Genomic DNA, 24,055 nt, shown 5'->3' on the forward strand with positions numbered 1-24,055 from the left:
CATGTCAACGGGCGTCGCGGAAGCGGCAGATCAGACGTACTCCACCGGCCGGCTCTCGGGTGGCCTGTTGCGGCTGGCCACCTGCGGGTCGGTCGACGACGGCAAGTCCACCCTGGTCGGACGGCTGCTGTACGACACCAAGTCCGTCCTCGCCGACCAGGCGGCGGCCATCGAGGAGGTGTCCCGGAGGCGAGGGCAGGACGGCCCCGACCTGGCTCTGCTGACCGACGGCCTGCGGGCGGAACGGGAGCAGGGCATCACCATCGACGTGGCCTACCGCTACTTCGCGACGCCCAGGCGGCGGTTCATCCTCGCGGACACCCCAGGCCACGTCCAGTACACGCGCAACATGGTGACCGGCGCTTCCACCGCGGATCTGGCGGTGATCCTGGTCGACGCACGCAAGGGCGTGGTCGCACAGACCATGAGGCATTGCGCGATCGCGGCACTGCTCCGGGTGCCTCACGTCGTGCTGGCGGTCAACAAGATGGACGCCGTCGACTACCGGGAGTCCACCTTCACCGAGATCGTGGACGAATTCACCGAGCGGGCCCGCGAGTTGGGCATCGCCGAGGTCACCGCCATCCCGATGTCGGCGTTGGCCGGCGACAACGTGGTCGAACCGTCGACCCGGATGGACTGGTACGGCGGCGACACGCTGCTGTCCCACCTGGAGAACGTGCCACTCGGAGCGGATCCGATCGGGATGCCGCTGCGCCTGCCGGTGCAGTACGTGATCCGGCAGCCCTCGGGCGACCGGCGGACGGTGGACCGCTGGCTGGCCGGACAACTCGCCTCCGGCCTGCTCAGGGTCGGCGACCCGGTGGCCGTGCAACCGTCCGGGGCGACCAGCACGGTCGCCGGCCTCAGCGTGCTCGGCAGGGAGACCGACAGCGTGTGGGCACCGCAGTCGGTGGCCGTCCGTCTCGCCGACGACATCGACATCTCCCGGGGCGACATGCTGACCGCGGGCCCCGCTCCACAGGTGCTGCGGCACATCAGCGCCAACGTGTGCCATCTGCACGATCGCCCGTTGCGCGCACGACAGCGCGTGCTGCTCAAACACACCACCAGGACGGTTCCGGCGGTGGTGGACCGGATCGACCACGGCATGGACGTGACCGACGGCCGCCGACTGCCCTGCCAGGACGGTCTCTTCGCCAACGACATCGGCGGCGTACAGATCCGCACCGCCGAGCCGCTCGCCGTCGACGACTACCTGGAGAACAGACGAACCGGCTCGTTCCTGCTCATCGACCCGCAGGACGGGGCGACGCTTGCCGCGGGGATGGTCCTTCAGCCGCAGCGGGCCGGGTGACCGCGGTCGGTACGCAGGCCGTGGGCGACCACCCGGAGGCGGGGTCGTCCGCCTGCCAGCCGGCGCCGTCCCGGACCGAGCAGGCCGCCGCGTGGCCGGGCGGGGCGGACACGTCCTGCAGTGTCCAGTCGACGATGCCGGCCGGGCGTGTTCCGGTGCCGACGTAGTCGTGGGAGAGCCCCTGGGCGAGTCCGGTACCCGTGCCCTTCAGATACGCCTCCTTCCGCGTCCAGCACCGGGCGAACGCCGCAGGGCGTTCGGGCATGGGCAGCGCGGCCAGTTCGGCCCGCTCCCGCTCGTGCAGCCACTCGGCCACCAGCGCGACGGCGTCGGCGGACGGCAGTTTCTCGACGTCCACGCCGACCGGGTGCGAAGCGAAGGCGAGCAGGGCGACACCGTCGCAGTGGGAGAGGGAGAAGTGCAGGGGCGCGTCCCGCACGGCGGGGCGGCCGTGCGGCCCGCCGCAGCAAGGGCAGGGCTCGCGGTAGAACTGCAGCGCGGCCGGATCCGTTCCCAGGTAACAGCCGAGCAGCCGCCGGAGCGCGGTGTGTGCGGCCACGTACTGCCGTCGGTCCGTTTCGCGCGCGAACGCCCGCGCCCGACCGCGTTCATGGGTGTCCAGCACGCTTTGCTCACCGGCCGCGGGTGCATCGGAGAGGCGGCTGTCGACCAGCCAAATCTGCACGGGGCCATGCTGCCAAGGGCCCGGCATTGCCCGTTCGCCGTAGACGGCGGGCAGTCGGGGCGGCTCGTGCTGGATGGAAGTCATTCGAGGGACGCTACGCGCAGACCGACACCGCCCGCGTCCGCGACAGGTTCGTCCTCGATGGCGCATGCCGCTTACCCGCCGAGCACGGAGACGGCCGGGGCCGCCACCCCCCACAGGAGAGGCCCCGGCCGTCGCACGGCACGGGCCGCGCGGCGGCCCGTACTTCCTACAGCGCCATGAGTGCGGTTTCTGTCACACCCCGGGTACGGCCTGCCCCGCCCTAGGGTGGTTGCATGTTGTACGGACATGGACGAGCAGCGGTTTCAGGTCGTAACGTGCCTTTCGCGCCGGGCGCGGAAGACTAATGACCATCGCGACGAATGACCATCGCAACGATCGGCGGCCTCGAAGCCGCGACCAATGACGAGGAACAATCGGGTGCTGGGGGACGACGCGGAGCTGACCGCCGCGGTGCTTGCGGCACAGGACGGGAACGAGACCGCGTTCCGGACTGTGTACCGAGCTGTGCATCCGCGGCTGCTCGGGTACGTCCGCACACTGGTCGGCGACCCGGACGCCGAGGACGTCGCCTCCGAGGCCTGGCTGCAGATAGCCCGTGACCTGGAGCGGTTCGACGGGGACGCGGACCGCTTCCGCGGCTGGGCCGCCCGGATAGCCCGCAACCGTGCGCTCGATCACATACGCATGCGCGGCCGCCGCCCCGCGATCGGCGGCGACGAGACGGAACTGACCGGCAAGGCCGCCGAGTCCGACACCGCCGGCGAGGCCATCGAGGCCCTGGCCACCGACCACACCCTCTCCCTGATCGCCCGGCTGCCGCAGGACCAGGCCGAGGCCGTCGTACTGCGTGTGGTGGTGGGCCTGGACGCCAAGACCGCCGCCGAGACGCTGGGCAAGCGTCCGGGGGCCGTGCGCACGGCGGCGCACCGCGGTCTGAAGCGGCTCGCCGAACTGCTCGGCGAGGATCCGGAATCGACGGGCGGCCTGGACGGGCTGCCCAACCAGCGAGAACCGCGCGACCGTGCGGTGACGTCCGCGAGTGTGACGCATATGCGTTCGCGGACGCAGAAGGACATGTGATGGCCGACGAGCAGTACAGGTGGCTGGACCGCGAAACAGCGGAGCTTTTGCTGCGCGGAGAGTCACTGGAAGCTGTCGATGCCGCCGCCCGTGACCAGGCCGAACGGCTCGCGAAGAGCCTCGGCGAGCTGGCCCCGCAGGCCCCGCTGAGCAGCGCCGAACTCCCCGGTGAGGCCGCCGCGCTGGCCGCCTTCCGCAAGGCGCGCGAGGGCGGGCGCACCGAGCAGGCCGCCGGCGGCCGGCACGCCCGTCCGCGCACCTCCGACGCCGGGCTCGTCCGTATCGCCGCGCCCGCCCCGGCCGCCCGGCGCTCCCGCTGGGGCCGGCCCGCGCGCTTCGGGCTGACGGCCGCGCTGGCCGTCGGCATGGTCGGCGGGGTCGCCGTCGCGGCCACCACCGGAGTGCTGCGGACGCCGTTCGACGACAACCCGGGTCCCGCCGCCTCGGTCTCGGCCGGCGTCACCCCGAACCGCCCGCTCGTCTCGCCCTCGCCGAACGGCGTCCCGGGCGCACCCACCCCGGACGGCTCCACCGCCGGTTCCACCGCCCCGGGCACCCCGGACGGCTCGGCGGGCGACGGCGCCTCCGCGAAGCCCGGCTCCGACTCCGACAACCGCGGCGGCGGCTCCGGCGGCTGGAGCGAGGCCCCGGAGGCCTGCCGCGCCGTGCGCGACGGCAGGGAGCTGACGCCCGAGCGCAGACGGGCCCTGGAGGGCGCGGCGGGCAGCTCCCGGCCCACCCGTGTGTGGAAGTACTGCAAGACCGTTCTCGCCGACGCCGAGAGCACGGCCCGCGACGGCAAGGACCGGGACAAGGGCAAGGACGGCAGGGGCGGCGGTGGCTCCGGCGGCGAGGGCGACCAGAACGGCCACGGCGGCGACCAGGGCGAGCAGGGCGGTGACGACGACGGCCACCACATAGCCCCCGGCGGGACGGGCGGCACCGGCGCGCCCACGCCGACGGTCACGCCGCTCGTGCCGCTGGTGCCGCCGCACCTGCTGACCCCGGGCTCCCCGTCCCCGGCCTCCCCGTCCCCGGAACCGACGTACAGCGCGCTCTGACCTGCGGTTTCTCGGGGTGGGAAAATTCTTCGCCCCGCCAGTAACGTTTTCGGGCCCGGCCGCGCAGTACTGAATGAGCCGACTGGTCATCGGCCGTCGCACAGAGCCGGGGTTCCCCCCGTACCCACGGCTCGTGCACCTAGGCGCGGGCGGGACACGTTCCCCCGGTCCCGCCCGCGCCCCGCACATCTCCCGCGCGCCTCACCAGTACACGACGACCTTGTCGCCGTTCCTCACCTGCCCGTACAGATCCGCGATCGCCGCCTCGTCCCGTACGTTGACGCAGCCGTGCGAGGCGCCGGAGTAGCCGCGGGCCGCGAAGTCGTACGAGTAGTGCACGGCCTGGCCGCCGCTGAAGAACATGGCGTACGGCATCGAGGAGTCGTACAGCGTCGACCAGTGGTGCCGCGACTTCCAGTACACGTGGAAGACGCCGTCCCGGGTGGGCGTGCCCGTCGCGCCGAAGCGGACCGACATCTCCGACACCGTCCGCCCGTCGATCATCCAGCGCAGGGTCCGGGTGGACTTGTCGATGCACAGCACCCGACCGGTCAGGCACCGCGGATCGGGTGCGCCGGCGGGCTGGCCGCCCATCAGATACAGCTCCCACTTCCCGGGCTCGTGCGTCATCTTCTTCAGCCGCTGCCAGGTGACGGTGTCCGTCTCGCCGGTCTTCGGCAGCCCGCGCTTGCCCTGGAACCCCTTGACCGCCTTCACGGTCAGGTCGTCGTACGTCCCTGTCGGCCCGTCGAAGAGCCAGTCGACCTGACGCAGCCGGGCCTGCAGTTCGCGGACGTCGGTGCCGCTGTCTCCGGGCGACCACAGGACGGGGGCACCGGACTTCGTGGACGGGGTGGCGCTCGGTTTGTCGTCGGAGTCTGAGTCGGCCCCGGGGGAGGGGGCCTTGCTGCTCGGCAGCGTGATGTGCACCGGCGAGTTCCCCTTGCCGTCCGCACCCTGCACCGTGCACCCGCACACGGCGGCCAGGGCCGCGAGGGCCGCCGTGGCGGCGATCGATCTCCCCATGCCCGTAGTACGCACTGCGACCCCCGTCGTCTCACCGGTGTGCACGCATGTCACCACAGATGCTGCCCCCGCGTGACGGGTTGCGAACGGCGCGGCATTGTTGTGGGCGGGACCGGGAACAGCCTGTGCTGTACTGGTGAGTAACTGAAGGCCAACTCGAGCATTGCTCGGCGGGAGGCATCGACCATGGCGCGCGAGTCGGAGTCCGGACTGCCCATCGAACCGGTCTACGGGCCCGAGGACCTTGCGGGCTGGGACCCGGCCGCGAAGCTGGGCGAGCCCGGCTCGTACCCGTTCACCCGCGGCGTCTACCCGTCGATGTACACGGGCCGTCCCTGGACCATGCGCCAGTACGCCGGTTTCGGTACGGCGACGGAGTCCAACGCCCGCTACCAGCAGCTGATCGCCAACGGCACCATGGGCCTGTCGGTCGCCTTCGACCTGCCCACCCAGATGGGCCACGACTCCGACGCCCCGATCGCACACGGCGAGGTCGGCAAGGTCGGCGTCGCCATCGACTCGGTCGACGACATGCGGGTGCTGTTCGGCGGGATCCCGCTGGACAAGGTGTCGACGTCGATGACGATCAACGCACCCGCGGCTCTCCTGCTGCTCCTGTACCAACTGGTGGCGGAGGAACAGGGTGTTCCCGCCGACCGGCTCACCGGCACGATCCAGAACGACGTGCTGAAGGAGTACATCGCGCGCGGGACGTACATCTTCCCGCCCAAGCCCTCCCTGCGCCTGATCGCCGACATCTTCAAGTACTGCAGGGCCGAGATCCCGAAGTGGAATACGATCTCGATCTCCGGCTACCACATGGCGGAGGCCGGCGCCTCGCCCGCGCAGGAGATCGCCTTCACGCTGGCGGACGGCATCGAGTACGTCCGTACGGCGGTCGCGGCCGGGATGGACGTCGACGACTTCGCGCCCCGCCTGTCGTTCTTCTTCGTGGCGCGTACGACGATTCTCGAAGAGGTCGCCAAGTTCCGTGCGGCAAGGCGCATTTGGGCGCGGGTCATGCGGGACGAGTTCGGCGCGAAGAACCCCAAGTCGCTGATGCTGCGCTTCCACACGCAGACCGCCGGGGTGCAGCTGACGGCCCAGCAGCCGGAGGTGAACCTGGTCCGGGTCGCCGTCCAGGGCCTTGCCGCGGTGCTCGGCGGCACGCAGTCGCTGCACACCAACTCCTTCGACGAGGCCATCGCGCTGCCGACGGACAAGAGCGCGCGGCTGGCGCTGCGCACCCAGCAGGTGCTGGCGTACGAGACCGATGTGACGGCGACCGTCGACCCCTTCGCGGGTTCGTACGCCATCGAGAAGATGACGGACGACGTCGAGGCGGCGGCCGTCGAGCTGATGCGGAAGGTCGAGGACCTCGGCGGTGCGGTTTCCGCCATCGAGCACGGTTTCCAGAAGTCCGAGATCGAGCGCAGCGCGTACCGGATCGCCCAGGAGACCGACTCCGGCGAGCGGGTCGTCGTCGGCGTCAACCGCTTCCAGCTGGACGAGGAGGAGCCGTACGAGCCCCTCCGCGTCGACCCGGCCATCGAGGCCCAGCAGGCCGAACGCCTCGCCGCACTCCGCGCCGAACGCGACCAGCCGGCCGTGGACGCGGCCTTGGCGGCCCTGAAGAAGGCCGCCGAGGGCGAGGACAACGTCCTGTACCCGATGAAGGACGCGCTGCGGGCGCGGGCGACGGTGGGCGAGGTCTGCAACGCACTGCGGGAGGTCTGGGGGACGTACGTCCCGTCCGACGCGTTCTGACGTCAGCGGGACTCCGGGACGAGGCCCAGCCGCCCGGCGTACTCCCCGAGCCCGGCCGCCGAGTCGCCCGCCCAGCCGACGTAACCGTCGGGCCGTACGAGGAACAGGCCCGTCCCGTACGGCTCCTGGGCCGCCGGTCCGCTGACGACCCGCACCGAGTCGACGTCCAGTGCGGGCGCCCGGGTGCCCAGCGCCAGCAGTGTCCAGTGCGGGCCGCGGAACGCGTCGAAGAGGCGTACGTCCGCCACGGTGGCGTCCGGCGCGCGGTCGCCCGCGTGCACCTGGCCCGGGGCCGTCCGGGTGTCCTCGGTGAGCGCCGAGTCCCGGTAGCCCAGGCCGAGTTGGACGGTCGCCGCCCCGCGCCGGATCTCGCCGCGGTGCACGCCCGTCGAGATGCCGAGCATCTGTGCCGCGATGGGCCGCCGCTCCTCCTCGTACGTGTCGAGGAGCGCGGCCGGCGCCCCCTCCCGGAGCACCGCGCCCAGCTTCCAGCCCAGGTTGTAGGCGTCCTGGACGCTGGTGTTCAGCCCCTGCCCGCCCGCCGGGGAGTGGACGTGCGCGGCGTCCCCGGCGAGGAAGACCCGTCCGGAGCGGAAGCGGTCCGCCAGGGCCGCCCGGGGGCGGAAGTCCGAGGCCCACCGGACCTCCGTGATGTCCTCCGGCGCGAGGTGCGAGCGCGCGGCGGCCACCTTGCGGATGCCGTCCAGGGACACGTCCACGTCCGTGCCCTCGGGGAACTGGGCGACCAGCTGGAAGTCCTCCGTACCGGCCAGTGGGCAGATCGCCAGGTAGCCGTCGCCGTCCCCGCTCGGCGGGAAGACGTGCCAGTTGTCGCGGTCCAGGCCGGTGATGCGGACGTCCGAGACCAGGACCGGGTTCGGGTCGACCGTCTCCCCGGTCATGCCGATGCCGAGCGCGCGCCGTACGACGGAGCGGCCGCCGTCCGCGGCGACGAGGTACCGGGCGCGCAGGCCGGCCCCGGAGGCGAGGCGCACGGTCACGCCGTCCTCGTCCTGGTCGAGCCCGACGACCTCCCGGCCGAAGACCACCCTTCCGCCCAGCTCCCGCAACCTCTCGAAGAGGATCTCCTGCGTCCGCCACTGCGGGACCATCCACGGCTCGGTGAACGCCGAGTCCCCGGCCGCCTCCTTCACCTCGTCCGCGTCGAACATCCGGTGCTCGCCGACCTGCCTGCCGTCCTGCCAGATCATCCCGACCGGATAGCGGCCGCCGCTCGCGAGGACCGCGTCCAGTACGCCGAGGTCCTCCAGGACCTCCATGGTGCGCGGCTGGATGCCCTTGCCGCGCGAACCCGGGAACAGACCGTCCGCCTTCTCCACGACCAGCGCGTCCACTCCCCGCCGGGCGAGGTCGACGCCGAGGGCCAGACCGGTCGGGCCCGCGCCCACGATCACGACGTCCGCGCCACCGGTCACTGCGTCGGTACCACTCATGATCCATTCTCCTTAACGCTGTTAAGTGCCGTCCTTCAGGAGAGTGCCCTTAACGCTGTTAAGCTGTCAAGCGTGAGTACGGAACGACGCGCGCCCCTCGACCGCAAGCGGGTGGCGGACACCGCCCTGAAGCTCCTGAACGAGGTGGGCCTGGAAGGGCTCACGCTGCGGGCCATCGCCAAGGAGCTGGACGTCAAGGCACCCGCCCTGTACTGGCACTTCAAGGACAAACAGGCGCTGCTGGACGAGATGGCGACGGAGATGTACCGCCGGATGGTCGCCAGTGCCGCCCTCGATCCCGCCGACAGCTGGCAGGAACGCATGCTGAAGGCCAACCGCGGACTGCGCGCGGCCCTGCTCTCCTACCGGGACGGCGCCCGGGTCTACAGCGGCTCGCGCTTCACCGGCACCGACCATGCGCGCGAGATGGAGTCGAATCTGCGCCTGTTCACAGCTTCCGGTTTCACCCTCGCCCAGACGGTCCGCGCGAACTCGACGGCGTACTCGTACACCATCGGTTTCGTCATCGAGGAGCAGGGCGTCAAGCCCCTCCCCGGCGAGCGCCGGGAGGGCTACGACGTGCAGGAACGCGCCCGACTGCTGGCCGAGTTCCCCCTCGCGGCGGCGGCCGGCGCGGAGATCTTCGAGGACTACGACCGGCACTTCGAGGAGGGGCTGGCGCTGATCGTCGCGGGCGTCGAATCGTGGACAAGGCTTGGTTGACGAGCCAACGATTCGCTCTTAGGTACCGAGCGGTTCACCTGGATGTCGTTTTCGCTACCTAATTTTCCCCAGCATCCCCCCACGCCGCGGTAAACCCGTCACACGACTCGGTCATCCGCAACCACTCGCAGCACCAGCTCGGTAAACAACCGGCAAGTATCCAGGAGCGCCATGACGAGGGTCCAGAACAGACGGGGACGCGCACGCGGAGGGGAGTTGGACGACTGCCTGCGCGCCTGCGCCGCCCACAGCGGCAAACTCGTCGGCAGCATCGACCGTCGTCGCGTGGAACTCGCCGAACAGCTGCGCAGGCTGCTCGTGGTGTGGGGCACGACCGCCACCACGGCCCCCGCGCCCGCCCCGGCCGCCGGCGCCACCGCCCTGCTCAAGCGCGCCGTCAAGGGTGCCGCGACCCCCGCCTCGCCGATCGCCCCCGAGCTGCTCGACGCCCTGCTCGCCGTCGCCAACAAGGCGCTGGAGTGCGGCTACGACGACGAGCTGAACCTCGCCCTGGTCATCAGCGACACCGTCCTCGCCCAGCGGAAGAACTCCCGCGCCGGCTGGCGGCTGCGCGCCCGCCTCCTGGAGGCCGTCGGCGACGAGGCCGAGGCACTGGCGGCGTACGAGAAGTACCTCGAGCTCACCCAGGACGACGGCTTCGGCGTCCGCGCCCGGATCGCAGGGCTGCGCATCGCGGCCGAGAAGGAGCGCGAGCTGCTGGACCTGCTGGTCCGGCAGGCCCCGCGCGCCGAGGAGTTCGCCCCCCGCCCCGCCACCGACGTGTGGGCCGAGGGCCTGGCCGCGCACGCCGTCGGCGACTGGGCGGAGGCCGAGCCGCGCCTCGTGGGAGCGCTCCTCGCGCTCGCCGCCGAGGACGCCCCGGTCACCGACCGGCAGGAGCTGCTCAGCCAGTACCTGGACCTGCGCACCGCCGCCCCCGGCGGCGACCTGCCCGCGCTCACCGCGGCCCTCGCCCTCTACGCCGAGCAGCGCCGCGCCCGGATGCGTGGTCCGGTCGCCGACCCGACGATCGGCGGTGTGCAGTGGATCAGCCTCGGCGAGTTCCGCAACCGCATCGCCGGCAGGTCGATCTGCCTGATCGCCAACTCCGGCCGGGTGGGGGCCAGTTCGCTGGGCGCCGAGATCGACTCGTACGACCTCGTGGTCCGCTTCAACTCGTACCGGATCGACCCGAAGCACACCGGCAGCCGTACCGACATCCACGCCACGATCCACAAGCACGGCTTCAACTGGGAGAAGCAGGTCGACACCCGGCTGGTCTTCGGCGGTGTGTCCGGCGACTGGAGGCACTCGCTGCGCAACCGCCTGGTGCCCGGCGCGCAGACCTGTCTCGGCGACGAGTCGCTGCGCTGGCCCGTGCGCAACATCGGCAAGGTCGGCAGCGACGTGTGGTCGGGCATCCCGACGACCGGCTTCAACATGCTGTGGCTGCTGGACTTCCTGGACGTCAGCCCGACCCTCGACCTGATCGGCTTCGACTTCTACGAGAGCGGCGCCTATCGCGTGCCGGAGGCGATGAAGCTGGCCATCACGTCCGTGCACGAATACACCAGCGAGAAGGACTGGGTCATGCAGCGGGCCCAGCGCGTGACCGACATGAGGATATCCCTGCGATGATCACGATCTCCCCGACCTCGGCCGCCGCCCCCCTGGCCCCGGTGACCGACGCGTCCGCGCTCACCGGCAAGCGCCGCATCGCCTTCGCGAGCTTCGTCGACGAGAACTACCTGCCGGGCTTCCTCGTCCTGCTGCGCAGCCTCGCCCTGTCCAACCCGGAGGTGTGCGAGGACTTCGTCGTCCTCTACGACGACCTGCGCCCCGGCTCGATCGCGCAGATCCGCGCCCTGCACCCGCGGATCGTGCTGAAGCGCGTCGACGCCGACCGCTACGACTCGTACAAGAAGGGCGACCAGGACAACTACCTGGTCCGCAAGGCGTACTTCATCCTCGACGTCTTCAGGATCCGCGAGTACGACACCGTCATCACCCTCGACACCGACATGGTGGTGCTGGGCGACCTGAGTGAACTGCTGCAGCTGCGCGAGGGGTTGGCGGCCGTCCCGCAGTTCTTCTACGGGCAGCACAAGCTCAACTCGGGGCTGCTGGTCATCCAGCGCGAATACCTGAGCGACGTGTTCTGCGCGAAGCTCGACAAGTGCGGCCGCTCCGGCCACTACGAGCTCGACAAGCACGACCAGGGCATCCTCAACTCCGTCCTGGACGGCGACTTCGTGCGCCTCGACGCGCGCTACAACTTCGTCAAGCGGCGGCTGTCCGGCGATCTGCCCGTCCCCGACGACACCGCGATCCTGCACTTCACCGGCCGTCACAAGCCGTGGCAGGGCGGCGAGGCCGGCTACAGCCTGGCGGAGGAGCGCTGGCGTGAATTCGAGCTGACGGACGCCGAGTTCCACGCCGCCTACCTGGAGAAGCAGGCCGCCCTCCACCACGACCTGCTCGTCCACTACGGCACCCCGCACGTCGCCCGCACCCAGGACGCCGAGGTCGCCCGCAAGGTCGCCGCCGCGCACATCGCGTCCGGCGACTACCAGAACGCCGTCGACATCCTCAGCAGCGTGCACATCCCGCTCGACGAGGCGTGGCCGCACGAGGTCCTGGGCCACGCCCTGATGAGCGTCTCCCGGTACGAGGAGGCCAAGGCCCAGCTGCTGCTGGCCACCGCCGCCCCCAACCGGGCCGCCACCGCCTACGCCCGGCTCGCCCAGATCTCCTGGGTGCACGGCGACAACGCCCAGGCCCTCAAGCACGCCACGGCCGGCATCTCCGTCGACCCCACCCACCGCCCCAGCCGCCTGTGGGCGCAGCGCGCCGCCGCCCTCCCCGCCCAGGAGCAGGGCGCCCCCGAGGACCAACTCGCCCACGTCGCCTTCTACATGGACCGGCAGGGCAACGCGGGCGACAAGCTGCTCCCGGAGAGCGTCCGGCTCGCCTTCGGCAAGGACACCACCTCCCGCCGCTGGCACTCCGTGCACGCCCACCGTCTCTTCGACCAGGCGGCCCTGGAGCGGGTCAACGCCCGCCGCGGCCTGGTCATCGGCGGCGGCGGCCTGTTCATCCCGGACACCATGCCGAACGGCAACAGCGCCTGGCAGTGGAACGTCCCGGACGAGCTCCTGAACCGCATCGACGTGCCGATCGCGGTCTACGCGGTGGGCTTCAACGCCTTCGACGGCCAGTCCTACCGGGCGGGCCGCTTCCGCTCCTCGCTGCGCCAACTCGTCGAGCGCGCAAGCTTCTTCGGGCTGCGCAACCACGGCTCGATCGACAAGGTGCGCGCCATGCTCCCGGCCCACCTGCACGACAAGGTCCGCTTCCAGCCGTGTCCCACGACGGTCACCCGCCAGCTGGTCGAGGGCTGGCAGGATCCGGCGAGCCGCGAGGACACCATCCTGATCAACGCCGCCTACGACCGCGCGGGCCTGCGCTTCGGCCACGACTACGACTACTTCCTCGCCCAAATGGCCAAGGCCGTACGGGAGTTGGGTGAGCTCGCCGAGGTGCGGTGCGCGGCGCACTCGCTCGACGACGAGCGGATCGCCTTCGACCTGCGGCGCGAGCACGGCATCTCGATGCCGGTCATCCCGATGTACGACTTCGAGAACGACGAGATCCGCGACCTGTACGCCCGCACCAAGCTGGTGATCGGCATGCGCGGTCACGCGGGCATGATCCCGTTCGGCTGCGGCACGCCCATCATCAGTCTGATCTCGCACCCGAAGATGGCGTACTTCCTGCGGGACATCGAGCGCCCCGAGTGGGGCGTCTCCGTCCACGAACGCCATCTCGCCGCCCGCCTGGTGGAGCGCTCCAAGGACCTCCTCGCCGACCACGCGAAGACCGTGGCCGACGTGCACGGCCGCCAGCAGGAGCTGTGGAAGGTCACCGAGGCGAACGCCGCCGATCTGCGGATCGTCCTGGGCGGCTGACCATGGCGACGGCCCTGGCCGACGACGACACCGCCGTACGGCCTGCGCGCAGCGGCCGCCGCTCACCCCTGTGGTGGGCGGCGGTCGCCCTGCCGGCCACGGCGGCCGTGGTGTACACCGTGCTCACCCGGCGGCTCACCGGCGACCTCCACTACGTCCTCGCCGCCCTGCGCACGGGCCGCGCGGCCGGCTTCGGACCGTCGGAGGTCTTCACCCACCGCCCGTTCTTCTACCGGTGGTTCATCGCCCTCCTCGACCGTGGCACCTCCTTCGCCGCTACGACGTCGGTGCGCGAGGCCCTGATCGCAGCGGCCGGTGTGCTGCTCGCCGCGGCGGCCGCCGCCGCCCTGTTCGCCGCCCTGCGCCGCCGGGTCGGCGGACGGGAGGCGGCCCTCACGGCAGGCACCACGGGACTGGCCCTGGCGCTCGCCCCGCGCAACGACTTCCTCCAGCCGGAGTGGGCGGCGGTCGTGCTGACGGTGTTCGGCGTCGCCGCCGCGATCGGCCCGAAGCAGCCGTGGCGGGCGGCCCTGCTCGCCGCGCTCCCGCTCGGCCTCGCGGTGATGATGAAGTACTCCACCGCCGCCACGGCCGCCATCGGCATCCTCCTCGTGTACGTCGTCGACCGGGGCCGCGCCGTACGGGTCGCCCTGGTCGCGGCACCGGCAGCGGCGGCCCTGTTCGGTCTGAGCGTGCTCGGCGGTTCCCATGAGCTGCAGTGGACGCACGACATGCCGCTGATCAACCAGTCGGCGCTCAGCCGTACCGGCATCCGCCCGCAGTTCATCCTCACCCGGTCCGTGGAGTTCCTGGCGGACCGGGCCGTGGCCGGCCCGGTGCTGCTGCTCCTGCCCGGGGCGCTGCTTCTGGTCCTGGCCCGGGTGCGCGGATGGCGGCGGCGGGCCGAACTGCTCCTCGTCGCCCTCACCATCGGCACAGCCGCCCTGGCGGTCGTGGTCGTGCAGGGCAACTGGTTCCTCTACCACGCGGCCCAGCTGCCGGTGCTCGCCGCAGCGGCCTGGGGCCTGGCGGTGGGCGGCGCGCGCCGGTCCCCGCCGTGGACGTTCGGGGCCGTGTCACTGGCGTACGGCGTGCTGCCCGTGCTGTACGCGAAGGCGCCGGAGCAGGACCAACGACCGTACGTGGTCTGGGTGTTCGCTCTGGTCGCCCTGCTCGCGGCCCTCCTGGACGCCCTGTTGGAACGACGCCGTTCCAAGGCCTCCGCCGGATCCGCCGTCCTGGTCGCCCTCACCGGCGTGGTGTGCCTGGCCGCGTCCGTCTGGCCCGGCTCCCCGCATCTGGTGTTCGACGGCAGGGTCACCGTGACCAGCGCCCAGTACCTGGACGAGATGCGGGGCATCGAGCGGGAGGCCGACCGGATCCGGGCCGAGATGCCGGCCGACGCTCCCGTCCTCTACCTCGCCTTCGGCGACACCACCTACTACGTCGACCACCCGGCCCGCTGCCGCTACCCGATCGCCACGTTCCTGCAGCGCAGCCGCTTCCTCCCGGACGTCGCCCGGCTGAAGTCCTTCAAGGAGAACGCCGACTGCGTCGACCACGGCCCCGCCCCGTACGCGGTGCTGGAGCGCCCCTGGTTCAAGCCCGGCAAGGTCGACCCGGAGCTGTGGCGCCGCATCCGGGCCGTCTACGACTGCCCGCCCGGCGACGCCGGGACCAGAATGGTCCTCTGCGTGCGCAAGAGCGACGACGCACGGGCGCACGACTGACCGCTGTCCCCGGCCCGGCAGCGCCCTCAAGGGGCGCGGGCAGCCAGTCGGGGCCGGCGGAGCGCTCAGCGCAGTCCCAGCGACGCAGTCACCTCGCGGGCCAGCTCCACCGAGTAGCTCTGGCCCCGGTCCTGCGGGTAGATCTGGGCCATCGTCGCCAGCGTGACCCGGCTCATCGGTGTCTCGTGGGCCGGGATCAGGGCGCGGTACGCGGGTGTCACCACCGGCTGCGCGAAGGGCGCCTTCGAGAAGTGCCAGTCCTGGACCCAGGAGGCGTCGAAGTCCGGGTTGACGCGCCGCAGATACGGCAGGAAGCGGGTCAGCAGCTCGCCCGGTTCGGTCGTGAACCGCCAGTCGTCGCGCTCGACGTAGTTGCCGACGTAGAGGATGTGCCGGCCGCCGTAGACCGACGGGTCGATCATGCGCGTGTGCTCGACCACCGCGAGGAACGGGAAGTCCGGCTCGTTGATGTTGAGCCAGTAGTACGGGATCGCACTGCGGTCCAGCTCCAGCACGAAGCAGGTGGCGCCCAGGTACTGGTTCTTCCACACCGTGTCGTCGGCGGGCAGCCCGGCGGCCTTCGCGAACGCGGGCTGCGGGGTCGTGACGATCAGCCGCTCGAAGTCGTACGACGAGCCGTCCGCGCACCGCACCACCGCGGGCGCGTCGTCGCCGTCCTGCCGTATCGACTCGACCGCCTTGCCGAACTCCACCTTGCCGCCGCGCTCCTCGACGCCGTCCCGCAGCGCCGCGTAGACCCGCTCGAACCCGCCGTCCACATAGCCGAGTTCGAAGGTACGGCAGTGGATACGGGCCCACAGCCAGGCCATCGACACCTGCTCGGCCCGGTCGCCGAACTTGCCGCGGAGAAGGGGCTCCCAGATGGCCGCCGTGACCTTCCGGCCGGCCCAGCGGCGCAACCAGGCAAGGGCGGTGAGGTCGTTGAACCGCTCCCCGCCCCGCACCGCCTTCAGCACCGCCGACGAACCGGCGAAGCGTACGGCGTCGACGGGGGAGAACTCCGGGAAGCGGAGCATGTCGAGGGGCGTGGTGAAGTCGGTCAGCCTGCCGCCCCGGTAGATGCCGGTCGTCGGCCTGTGGAAGCGCAGGGCGTCCCCCAGCCCCAGCTCCTCGATCAGGGCGATCATGGCCCTGTCACTCCGGAAGATGTGGTGGTAGTAGCGCTCCAGCGGGACGCCCCCCACCTCCAACGAGGCGGCGAGGCCCCCGAGTTCGTCGGCCGCCTCCAGGACGGTGACCTGGTGGCCGGCGCGTACGGCGTCCCAGGCGGCGGTCAGGCCCGTGGCACCCGCGCCGATGATGCCGAGGTTCATGCGAAGCTCCACTTTCTGTTGAGCACGAACTGCAGCGCCAGAACCAGCGGCAGCGAACCCGCCTTGACCAGGTTGGCGTCGACTCCGAGTCCGTCGGTGAAGGCGAGGAAGAGCAGGTTCGTCAGCGCGATGCCGGTCAGGCCGACGGCGTAGAAGCGCAGGAAGCGGACGACGAGCCGGTCCCGGCGCTCGAAGGTGAACCGGGCGTTCAGCGCGAAGTTGTTGGCGATGCCGAGGGTGGTGCTGATCGCGTTGGCGAACTGCTCGTTCATCCCGGCGACGTTGTGCAGCAGCAGGAAGACGAGCAGGTCGAGGGCGACTCCGCTGCCGCCGACCAGGGTGTAGCTGATCAGCTGGCGCGATATGCGGGGAGCCACGGTGGTCGTCGTGGTCTCAGCGGTCACCGTCGCCGCCGATCACCTCGCGCACCAGGTACAGCGGACGGCCCTGCGCCTCGCTGTAGATGCGCCCTATGTAGGTGCCGATGACCCCGAGCGAGAGCATCTGGGTGCCGCCGAGGAACAGCACGACGCACATCAGCATCGTCCAGCCGGAGACGGTGATGTCGGGGCGGAAGAACTTCATGCCGAGCGCGTAGAGGATGCCGAGCAGCGACAGCGCGAGCACCACGAAACCCAGCCGGGTGATCATCTTCAGCGGGGCGGTGGAGAAGCTGGTCATCCCGTCCACGGCCAGCCGGGCCATCTTGCGCAGCGGGTACTTCGTCTCGCCCGCGAACCGCTCGTCCCGGTCGAAGGCCACCTCGGCCTGGGCGTACCCCATCGAGGCGACGATCCCGCGCACGAACCGGCTCCGCTCCCGGTACCTGCGCAGCTCGTCGGCGACCTTGCGGTCCAGCAGCCTGAAGTCACCGGTGTCCAGCGGGATGTCGACCTCGGTGGAGGCGCGCAGGAGGCGGTAGTACAGGTGCGCGGTGGCCCGCTTGAACGCGGTGTCCTGGCGGCTGCGGCGGCGGGCGTGCACGATCTCCGCGCCCTCGAGCCAGGCGTCGACCAGCTCGAGGCTGACCTTAGGCGGATCCTGGAGGTCGGTGTCCATGACGATCACCGCGTCGCCCGCGGCCAGGTCGAGCCCGGCGGTGATGGCGAGCTGGTGCCCGAAGTTGCGGGCGAAGTCGACCACCCGGACCCGGGGGTCCCGCTGCGCGAACCCCTTGAGCAGAGCCAACGACCCGTCCGTGGAACCGTCGTTGACGTAGACCAGCTCGAAGTCGAGCTCCGGGCGGGCGTCGAGCGCGGCGGTGAGCTCGCCGTGGAACGCGGCGATGCCGTCCTGCTCGTTGAAGACGGGCAGGACGTACGAGACGAGCGCCCGCCCGGTCGGCTCCGGATCCGGCTCCACCGCCGCGAGCACGACCGGGGCCTGGGCGGGCGGACGTATGTCCTGCTGGGTCATCTCGGCCCGCCCGGGACGCCGGAGGGTCTGGAGACGAAGAGTGCTGTTTGCGCCATTCGGGGAAGCTATGGAGGCTCTGTGAACCCCACCCCAACAACCCGCGTCGGAAGGAGGTCTTCCCCGTTGCGCTTCACTTCGTGACGGCCTTCTTCAACGCCCTCGCCCGGCGTACCACCCGGCGGGCCGTGGAGTTGCGCGGGAGGAACGCCAGGCGTTCCGGGATACCGCCCGGGAGGCCGAGGGCGGTGAGGCGCTTGCGCTTGAAGTACCGCTTGGTGCGCGGGCCGAGGTGCTGGGAGAGGTGGCGCTCCGCCGCCCGGCGCAGACTCGGGTAGATCTGCGGCTGCATGGTGAAGCTGAGCGCGTCGAGCAGGCCGTCCAGCGTGTCCGCGGCGACGACGGCCTCGCCCTTCCTGCCCTCCAGGTCGGGGACCAGCGCGTCGGCGAGGACGGCCGGGACCCGGTTGCTGTTCTGGTACGGCGTGAGCCGGTCCAGGAGCGGCTCGGTGCCGATTCGGGCGACCGGGAGGCCGTAGAACGCGGACGCCGTGAACAGCGCCGTGGAGAAGCAGCCGACGACCAGGCCGGGCGGGGACTTCTCGAACAGCACCTCGGCGAGCACCGGCACGTCGAGGACGGTGAGGTCGACGCCCAGCTTGTCGGCCTCCTTCTCCAGGGCGCGGCTGTAGCGGGCCGGTGCGGTGGGGTGCGGCTTGAAGACGATGGCGCGGTGGCCGCGCTCGACCGCCCCGCGCATCATCCGCACATGCAGGTCCTCCTCCTCCTCGGGGGAGAGGATGTTCAGCGCGGAGAGGTACTGACCGAGCAGCAGTGCCGAGTTCTCCGGCAGTACCGGCAACTCCGGGAGGGAGGCGGTGAGTTCGCCCAGCACCTTCAGGAAGGCCTCCGTCGGCAGTATCTGCGCCGGCACCTCGAACTCGGTCAGCAGCCGCGGCGTGAGCCCCGGCACCAGGTCCAGGTGGAGCAGCCGCCGCACACGCGTGCCGACCAGCGGGTCGATCTTGTTGCGGGTCGGGCCGTAGCTCATCAGACCGTCGGCGTACACGTCGACGGGAGCGTCGGTGAACAGCTGGGCCACGGTGAGCGCCGGGGTGACCTGGATGGACTCCAGGACCAGCTCCACCCGGTCGTCGCCCAGGTCCCACAGCAGCCGCAGATAGCGCTCGAAGAGGGGGATGTCGTCCTGGCGCGGGGTCCAGGCGCCCGGATGGAAGGGGCGGATGGCCTCGTTCCAGGACAGCACGGCGTCGAAGTGGTCGCGCAGCGGCTCGAAGCCGGGCATCTCGTCGACCGGCGGCGTGGTCTCCGGTGTCGCGGAGTTGTTGAACACCAGCAGCAGCCGGCGGTCCTCGTCCCGCTCCGTGAAGGAGTCGGAGTCGATCGCGGCGGCCAGGGTCGCGGCGCCGTACAGCGTCGAGACGCAGAAGATACGGGTCGTACGGGACATCAGGCGGCCGCCTTCGCTGTGGTCACCCGGCGCCGCAGCCGCCGGAGCTTGGAGGAGCGGTGCATGTCCATGGTCTCCAGCACGTCGCCGAGCATGTCCTGCGGCAGGCGCTGGATGGCGGCCGCGGCCCTCGCCCGCAGCTGCTTGTACACGGACGGCTCCCACTTGTCCTCGTCCGAGACGTGGTGGGCGATGATCGCGCAGTACGTGCGCACCGCCTTCGGCAGCAGCTGGTCGGCGTCCGGGTCCTTCCGCGTCTCCTCGATCACCTGGTCGAAGGCGCGGATGAAGTCGAGCTGGCGGACGTCGCCGATCTGCGTCAGTGAGGAGGCGACCCCGCGCCGGTAGAAGACGCCGAGCAGGCTCACCACGGCGAACGACTCCGCCTCGCGGTGCAGCCGCCAGATCCACGGCCGGTCCTCGGCCGTGCGCAGCCCGTCGGTGAAGTGCAGCAGGCCCTTGTCGAGGAGGCGGCGGTGGTAGGCGCCGGCCCACGCGTACGCGTAGTCCACGGAGGTCGAACGGTCGGCCGGCAGGATCGCCTCGCGCGGGTTGAAGGCCTCCCAGCGGCGCCCGATCGGCACCCGGTGCACACTGCGCGCGCGGGCGGTCGCCTGCACATGGTCGGTCCGCACGAAGTCGCAGCCCAACCCCTCGATGGCGCCCACCAGTTCGGCGAAGTAGCCGGGGGCCAGCCAGTCGTCGCCGTCCAGGAAGGTGAGGTACTCGCCCTGCGCGGCGTCCAGGCCGGTGTTGCGCGCGGTGGCGAGTCCCCCGTTCTTCTCATGGCGGATGTAACGCACCTGCGCGACATCGGAAAGCTCGTCGGCCGCGCGTTCGAGAATGGCCGGAGTTTCGTCCTTCGAATGGTCGTCGACCAGTACGAACTCGAAATCCCGTTGCGCGTTCAATCGAAGGCTTCTGAGGGTGTCGGGGGCGTATTGCTGCACGTTGTAGAACGGCACGATCACGGAAAGCTTTGGCACACACGGAAGCCTAGGAGGCCGTCCGGCGGCGTAACTTTCCGGTGTCCGTACAGGGGGTGAACTCAATGTGTCGGATCGGTGCATCCCCTGTACTTCCTGAGAATTGGCGGCCCAGTTCGGCTCTCGGCGAGGTGTTGTTAACTTTTTGTTGAGGTGCGGTTGGGCCGCTCCTCGGAATTGCTTCCTAGCGTCTTCGTCGTGCCACCAAGTACAACGAAGCCCACGCGAATCGCCGTACTCGCGGACTCCGACACCCGCTGGAAATGGGGTGCGTTGACCGCGGCTCGTGTCGCCCCGGGCCCGTCCATGGAAGCCGCACCCCGCGAGGACGCGCAAGTCGGCCTCGAGCTGAGCGGATTCCTGCTGCGCGGGCGGGCGACGCCGACCGCCCGTCAGCTCGCGGAGGTCGGTGTGCGCGCCGACTCCCTCCGGGAGGTCACCTCCGTCGAGTTCCTGCGCGCCATGGCGGAGGAGGAGTACGACGTCGTCGTGCTCGCCCTCGTCGGCGGCGGCGTCCAGGCGATGCTGCACGGCCTGAAGCGCGTCTGGGAGGGCCGCTCCCGGCGCCCCGTCGTGGTCACCGGCTACGTCGGCGTCGTCTACGAGAAGCTCGCCGACGGCCTACTGCTGCGGCACGGCGCGGACCTCGTCCTCGCCAACTCCCGCCAGGACGCCGAGCGTTTCCGCGCGGTGTACGAGGGCGTGGGCGCCGACGCCTCGTCGGTGACGGAGGTGGCACTCCCGTTCCTCGGCGGCGCGGCCTACGAAGGCGAACACGACCCGTACACCGTGGTGTTCGCCGTCCAGCCGTCCGTGCCGGACAGCCGCAAGGACCGTACGTACCTGCTGAACCGCCTGGTCCAGCACGCCCGGAAGCACCCCGAGCGCGAGGTGCTGCTGAAGCTGCGCTCCAAGCCGGGCGAGCACACCACGCACATCGAGGAGCAGCCCTACCAGAAGCTGGTCCAGCGGCTCGACCCGCCGGCCAACTTCCGCCTGGTGTACGGGAACATGGGCGAGGTCCTCGACCGCACCGACCTGCTGGTCACCATCAGCTCGACGGCGGCGCTGGAGTCCCTGCACCGCCGTATCCCGACGGTCGTCCTGACCGACCTCGGTGTGCGCGAGGTGCTGGGCAACCACCACTTCGTCGGCTCCGGGTGCCTCGCCTCCTGGGACCAGCTGGACGCCGGCCACCGGCCGACGCCGGACGAGGAGTGGGTGGCCCGGCAGGGCGTCGCGGCTGGGGGAGGCTCCTACGAGACGGCCTTCGACGCGGCCCGGGAGCGCATCGCCAAGCTGCTGGCCGCGCCCGAGCTGTCCCCGCTGACCCCGTACTACACACCGGCGACCGCGCCCGGCTATCTGCCCGGCATCCTCGCCCGCCACCACCTCGGCCCCGACGGCAGCCCGCTGCCGGGAGCGCCCGCCGCCGACAAGGAGCCGGGCCCGGTCCGGCAGATCGTGCGCCGGGCGGCACGGGGTGCCTACCGGCACGGGGTGCAGCGCGTGGCGCCCGTCATCCGGCGGATGGGGGAGCTGTGAGCGCCGACCGGACGACCGGCGTGCAGGCCGCGGGCGCCGCGGAAGCGGCGGTCGCGCGAGCCGTGTCCGCCGCGAAGGCGGGTGCGATCCGGCCGACCGGTACGCAGGCGCAAGCCGTGCCCGCCGCAGACCCGACCGGCGTCGCACGAGCCGCGGCCGCCGCCGACCCGACAGAGGCGCGAGCCGTGCCCGCCCTGATTCCTCCGCAAGGAGCCCAAGGAGTAGAGCCCATGTCCAACCCGCAAGCGGGCCAAGGCGCTTCGGTGCGCCGGGTGCTCGCGGTGATCCCCGCACGCGGCGGCTCCAAGGGCGTGCCCGCGAAGAACCTCGCCCCCGTCGGCGGTGTGCCGCTGGTGTCCCGGGCGGTGCGCGAGTGCCTCGCCACCCGCCTGGTGACCGACGTCGTGGTCTCCACCGACGATCAGGCCATCGCGGCGGCGGCGCGCGAGGCCGGCGCCGAGGTCGTGCTGCGCCCCGCCGCCATCGCCGGCGACACCGCCACCTCCGAGGCCGCCGTCCTGCACGCCATGGACGCCCACGAGGCGCTGCACGGCGCGGCCGTCGACGTGGTGCTGCTCGTGCAGTGCACCAGCCCGTTCATCATCCGCGAGGACATCGACGGGGTGGCCGGCGCGGTCGTCGAGAACGGCGCCGACACCGCGGTGACCGTGGCCCCCTTCCACGGCTTCATCTGGCGCGACGCCGAGGACGAGATCGCCCCCGGCACCGTCTCGGAGGCCGACGCGGCCACCGGCGGCGGCTACGGCGTCAACCACGACAAGTCCTACCGCCCGCGCCGCCAGGACCGCCCCCAGGACCTCCTGGAGACCGGCGCCGCCTACGCCATGGCCGCCGAGGGCTTCCGCAAGCACCAGCACCGCTTCTTCGGCCGTACGGAACTCATCCGCACGGACCCCGCCCGCGTGCTGGAGATCGACGACCCGCACGACCTCGCGCGGGCCCGCGCCCTCGCGCCCCTCTTCGACGCGGACCGCCCCGGTTCGCTGCCGACCGCCGAGGACATCGACGCGGTCGTACTGGACTTCGACGGCACCCAGACCGATGACCGGGTGCTGATCGACGCCGATGGAAAGGAGTTCGTCTCCGTGCACCGCGGAGACGGCCTCGGCATCGCGGCGCTGCGCAAGAGCAGCCTGAAGATGCTGATCCTCTCCACGGAGCAGAACCCGGTCGTCGCCGCCCGCGCACGGAAGCTGCAGATTCCCGTGCTGCACGGCATCGACCGCAAGGACCTCGCACTGAAGCAGTGGTGCGAGGAGCAGGGCATCGCGCCCGAGCGCGTGCTCTACGTCGGCAACGACGTCAACGACCTCCCGTGCTTCGCCCTCGTGGGCTGGCCCGTGGCGGTCGCGAGCGCCCACGACGTGGTACGCGGCGCCGCACGTGCGGTCACCACCGTCCCCGGTGGCGACGGCGCGATCCGAGAGATCGCCAGCTGGATCCTCGGCCCCTCTCTCGATTCCCTAACCAAGTAAGGACAGTTCCTGCCATGAGCACCAACTCCCGTCTGCGCACGTTCGGTTCGAAGACCGCCGGCCCGGGCCAGCCCGTGTACGTCGTCGGCGAGATCGGCATCAACCACAACGGCGAGCTCGAGAACGCCTTCAAGCTGATCGACGCGGCCGCCGAGGCCGGCTGCGACGCCGTCAAGTTCCAGAAGCGCACCCCGGAGATCTGCACCCCGCGCGACCAGTGGGACATCGAGCGCGACACCCCCTGGGGCCGGATGACCTACATCGACTACCGCCACCGTGTGGAGTTCGGCGAGGACGAGTACCGCCAGATCGACGAGTACGCCAAGACCAAGAACATCGACTGGTTCGCCTCCCCGTGGGACACCGAGGCCGTCGCCTTCCTGGAGAAGTTCGACGTCCCGGCCCACAAGGTCGCCTCCGCCTCCCTCACGGACGACGAGCTGCTGCGCGCCCTGCGCGCCACCGGCCGCACGGTCATCCTGTCCTCCGGCATGTCGACCCCGAAGCAGATCCGCCACGCGGTCGAGGTCCTGGGCAGCGACAACATCCTGCTCTGCCACGCCACTTCGACGTACCCGGCGAAGGCCGAGGAGCTCAACCTCCGCGTCATCAACACCCTGCAGGACGAGTACCCGAACGTCCCGATCGGCTACTCCGGCCACGAGACCGGCCTGCAGACCACCCTCGCGGCGGTCGCCCTCGGCGCCACCTTCGTCGAGCGCCACATCACCCTCGACCGCGCGATGTGGGGCTCCGACCAGGCCGCCTCCGTCGAGCCCCAGGGCCTCACGCGCCTGGTCCGCGACATCCGCACCATCGAGGCCTCCCTCGGCGACGGCGTCAAGAAGGTCTACGACTCCGAGCTCGGCCCGATGAAGAAGCTGCGCCGTGTCACGGGCGTCGTCGCCGAGGCGGAGATCGCCGCCGCCGCGGGCGAGCCGGTCGCGGTCTGA

General features: G+C 71.1%; 19 protein-coding genes. 11 read left to right on the forward strand and 8 right to left on the reverse strand.

The window, feature by feature from the left end:
* Position 1: 1 nt before the first annotated feature.
* The gene (locus ACFY1L_RS08965) at positions 2-1,318 is read left to right on the forward strand and encodes a sulfate adenylyltransferase subunit 1 (RefSeq protein WP_388820321.1); all 1,317 of its coding nucleotides are present in this window, start codon (positions 2-4) and stop codon (positions 1,316-1,318) included.
* Here the strand turns inward: ACFY1L_RS08965 and ACFY1L_RS08970 are convergent.
* Positions 1,251-2,087 (reverse strand): 4'-phosphopantetheinyl transferase family protein, encoded by an 837-nt coding sequence (locus tag ACFY1L_RS08970; RefSeq protein WP_388820324.1) that lies wholly within the window; start codon positions 2,085-2,087, stop codon positions 1,251-1,253. The genes ACFY1L_RS08965 and ACFY1L_RS08970 overlap by 68 nt on opposite strands.
* Positions 2,088-2,465: 378 nt before the next feature.
* On the opposite strand from ACFY1L_RS08970, the gene ACFY1L_RS08975 reads away from it, so the two are divergent.
* The gene (locus ACFY1L_RS08975; RefSeq protein WP_388821153.1) at positions 2,466-3,128 is read left to right on the forward strand and encodes an RNA polymerase sigma factor; all 663 of its coding nucleotides are present in this window, start codon (positions 2,466-2,468) and stop codon (positions 3,126-3,128) included.
* Entirely contained in the window at positions 3,128-4,189 is a 1,062-nt protein-coding gene (locus ACFY1L_RS08980; RefSeq protein WP_388820326.1) for a hypothetical protein, read from the forward strand. Before ACFY1L_RS08975 ends, ACFY1L_RS08980 begins: the two co-directional genes overlap by 1 nt.
* Before the next feature lie 201 nt (positions 4,190-4,390).
* Here the strand turns inward: ACFY1L_RS08980 and ACFY1L_RS08985 are convergent, their stop codons facing one another.
* Positions 4,391-5,215 (reverse strand): L,D-transpeptidase family protein, encoded by an 825-nt coding sequence (locus ACFY1L_RS08985; RefSeq protein WP_388820328.1) that lies wholly within the window; start codon positions 5,213-5,215, stop codon positions 4,391-4,393.
* 186 nt (positions 5,216-5,401) lie between these two features.
* Here ACFY1L_RS08985 and ACFY1L_RS08990 point away from each other — a divergent pair, with 186 nt between their 5' ends.
* Positions 5,402-6,982 (forward strand): methylmalonyl-CoA mutase, encoded by a 1,581-nt coding sequence (locus ACFY1L_RS08990; RefSeq protein WP_388820331.1) that lies wholly within the window; start codon positions 5,402-5,404, stop codon positions 6,980-6,982.
* 2 nt (positions 6,983-6,984) lie between these two features.
* Here ACFY1L_RS08990 and ACFY1L_RS08995 read toward each other — a convergent pair whose 3' ends face one another.
* The gene (locus ACFY1L_RS08995; RefSeq protein ID WP_388820334.1) at positions 6,985-8,436 is read right to left on the reverse strand and encodes an FAD-dependent oxidoreductase; all 1,452 of its coding nucleotides are present in this window, start codon (positions 8,434-8,436) and stop codon (positions 6,985-6,987) included.
* Positions 8,437-8,508: 72 nt separating this feature from the next.
* Between ACFY1L_RS08995 and ACFY1L_RS09000 the strand changes: the two genes are divergently transcribed.
* The 4 genes from ACFY1L_RS09000 to ACFY1L_RS09015 all read left to right on the forward strand — a co-directional run bounded on the left by ACFY1L_RS09000 (position 8,509) and on the right by ACFY1L_RS09015 (position 14,857).
* A complete protein-coding gene (locus ACFY1L_RS09000) occupies positions 8,509-9,159 on the forward strand; it encodes a TetR/AcrR family transcriptional regulator (protein ID WP_388820337.1) in 651 nt (216 codons plus the stop codon).
* 171 nt (positions 9,160-9,330) lie between these two features.
* Positions 9,331-10,797, forward strand: coding sequence for a glycosyltransferase family 29 protein (locus ACFY1L_RS09005; RefSeq protein WP_388820339.1), 1,467 nt, complete (start codon positions 9,331-9,333; stop codon positions 10,795-10,797).
* Entirely contained in the window at positions 10,794-13,127 is a 2,334-nt protein-coding gene (locus ACFY1L_RS09010; RefSeq protein WP_388820342.1) for a glycosyltransferase, read from the forward strand. Before ACFY1L_RS09005 ends, ACFY1L_RS09010 begins: the two co-directional genes overlap by 4 nt.
* Before the next feature lie 2 nt (positions 13,128-13,129).
* On the forward strand, positions 13,130-14,857 hold the full coding sequence (locus tag ACFY1L_RS09015; protein ID WP_388820344.1) for a hypothetical protein: 1,728 nt from the start codon (positions 13,130-13,132) through the stop codon (positions 14,855-14,857).
* 65 nt (positions 14,858-14,922) lie between these two features.
* On the opposite strand, the gene ACFY1L_RS09020 is transcribed toward ACFY1L_RS09015, so the two are convergent.
* The 5 genes from ACFY1L_RS09020 to ACFY1L_RS09040 all read right to left on the reverse strand — a co-directional run bounded on the left by ACFY1L_RS09020 (position 14,923) and on the right by ACFY1L_RS09040 (position 20,061).
* Entirely contained in the window at positions 14,923-16,191 is a 1,269-nt protein-coding gene (locus ACFY1L_RS09020; protein WP_388820346.1) for an NAD(P)/FAD-dependent oxidoreductase, read from the reverse strand.
* On the reverse strand, positions 16,188-16,595 hold the full coding sequence (locus ACFY1L_RS09025) for a GtrA family protein (RefSeq protein WP_388820349.1): 408 nt from the start codon (positions 16,593-16,595) through the stop codon (positions 16,188-16,190). Before ACFY1L_RS09025 ends, ACFY1L_RS09020 begins: the two co-directional genes overlap by 4 nt.
* Positions 16,585-17,607, reverse strand: a complete 1,023-nt coding sequence (locus ACFY1L_RS09030; RefSeq protein ID WP_388820352.1) for a glycosyltransferase family 2 protein — start codon at positions 17,605-17,607, stop codon at positions 16,585-16,587. Before ACFY1L_RS09030 ends, ACFY1L_RS09025 begins: the two co-directional genes overlap by 11 nt.
* 130 nt (positions 17,608-17,737) lie before the next feature.
* Positions 17,738-19,075 (reverse strand): alpha-2,8-polysialyltransferase family protein, encoded by a 1,338-nt coding sequence (locus ACFY1L_RS09035; RefSeq protein ID WP_388820355.1) that lies wholly within the window; start codon positions 19,073-19,075, stop codon positions 17,738-17,740.
* Positions 19,075-20,061 (reverse strand): glycosyltransferase family 2 protein, encoded by a 987-nt coding sequence (locus ACFY1L_RS09040; RefSeq protein WP_388820358.1) that lies wholly within the window; start codon positions 20,059-20,061, stop codon positions 19,075-19,077. The genes ACFY1L_RS09035 and ACFY1L_RS09040 overlap by 1 nt, the downstream gene beginning before the upstream one ends.
* A 198-nt stretch (positions 20,062-20,259) precedes the next feature.
* Here ACFY1L_RS09040 and ACFY1L_RS09045 point away from each other — a divergent pair, with 198 nt between their 5' ends.
* The 3 genes from ACFY1L_RS09045 (at position 20,260) to ACFY1L_RS09055 (ending at position 24,055) form a co-directional block, all read left to right on the forward strand.
* Positions 20,260-21,606, forward strand: a complete 1,347-nt coding sequence (locus tag ACFY1L_RS09045) for a DUF6716 putative glycosyltransferase (protein WP_388820360.1) — start codon at positions 20,260-20,262, stop codon at positions 21,604-21,606.
* Positions 21,607-21,836: 230 nt separating this feature from the next.
* Positions 21,837-23,102: a cytidylyltransferase domain-containing protein gene (locus ACFY1L_RS09050; RefSeq protein WP_388820363.1), complete on the forward strand. Its 1,266-nt coding sequence runs from the start codon at positions 21,837-21,839 to the stop codon at positions 23,100-23,102.
* A gap of 14 nt (positions 23,103-23,116) precedes the next feature.
* Positions 23,117-24,055, forward strand: a complete 939-nt coding sequence (locus tag ACFY1L_RS09055) for an N-acetylneuraminate synthase family protein (protein ID WP_361267036.1) — start codon at positions 23,117-23,119, stop codon at positions 24,053-24,055.

It is taken from the genome of Streptomyces sp. NPDC001663, assembly GCF_042893105.1.
Lineage (GTDB): Bacteria > Actinomycetota > Actinomycetes > Streptomycetales > Streptomycetaceae > Streptomyces.

Excerpts from the sequence above, each read along its gene's own strand:
- ACFY1L_RS08990 (WP_388820331.1), top strand. The coding sequence starts at position 5,402 with ATGGCGCGCGAGTCGGAGTCCGGACTGCCCATCGAACCGGTCTACGGG.
- ACFY1L_RS09005 (WP_388820339.1), top strand. The coding sequence starts at position 9,331 with ATGACGAGGGTCCAGAACAGACGGGGACGCGCACGCGGAGGGGAGTTG.
- ACFY1L_RS09010 (WP_388820342.1), top strand. The coding sequence starts at position 10,794 with ATGATCACGATCTCCCCGACCTCGGCCGCCGCCCCCCTGGCCCCGGTG.
- ACFY1L_RS09055 (WP_361267036.1), top strand. The coding sequence starts at position 23,117 with ATGAGCACCAACTCCCGTCTGCGCACGTTCGGTTCGAAGACCGCCGGC.
- ACFY1L_RS09015 (WP_388820344.1), top strand. The coding sequence starts at position 13,130 with ATGGCGACGGCCCTGGCCGACGACGACACCGCCGTACGGCCTGCGCGC.
- ACFY1L_RS08995 (WP_388820334.1), bottom strand. The coding sequence starts at position 8,436 with ATGAGTGGTACCGACGCAGTGACCGGTGGCGCGGACGTCGTGATCGTG.
- ACFY1L_RS08985 (WP_388820328.1), bottom strand. The coding sequence starts at position 5,215 with ATGGGGAGATCGATCGCCGCCACGGCGGCCCTCGCGGCCCTGGCCGCC.
- ACFY1L_RS08980 (WP_388820326.1), top strand. The coding sequence starts at position 3,128 with ATGGCCGACGAGCAGTACAGGTGGCTGGACCGCGAAACAGCGGAGCTT.
- ACFY1L_RS08970 (WP_388820324.1), bottom strand. The coding sequence starts at position 2,087 with ATGACTTCCATCCAGCACGAGCCGCCCCGACTGCCCGCCGTCTACGGC.
- ACFY1L_RS09020 (WP_388820346.1), bottom strand. The coding sequence starts at position 16,191 with ATGAACCTCGGCATCATCGGCGCGGGTGCCACGGGCCTGACCGCCGCC.
- ACFY1L_RS08965 (WP_388820321.1), top strand. The coding sequence starts at position 2 with ATGTCAACGGGCGTCGCGGAAGCGGCAGATCAGACGTACTCCACCGGC.
- ACFY1L_RS09050 (WP_388820363.1), top strand. The coding sequence starts at position 21,837 with ATGTCCAACCCGCAAGCGGGCCAAGGCGCTTCGGTGCGCCGGGTGCTC.
- ACFY1L_RS09035 (WP_388820355.1), bottom strand. The coding sequence starts at position 19,075 with ATGTCCCGTACGACCCGTATCTTCTGCGTCTCGACGCTGTACGGCGCC.
- ACFY1L_RS09030 (WP_388820352.1), bottom strand. The coding sequence starts at position 17,607 with ATGACCCAGCAGGACATACGTCCGCCCGCCCAGGCCCCGGTCGTGCTC.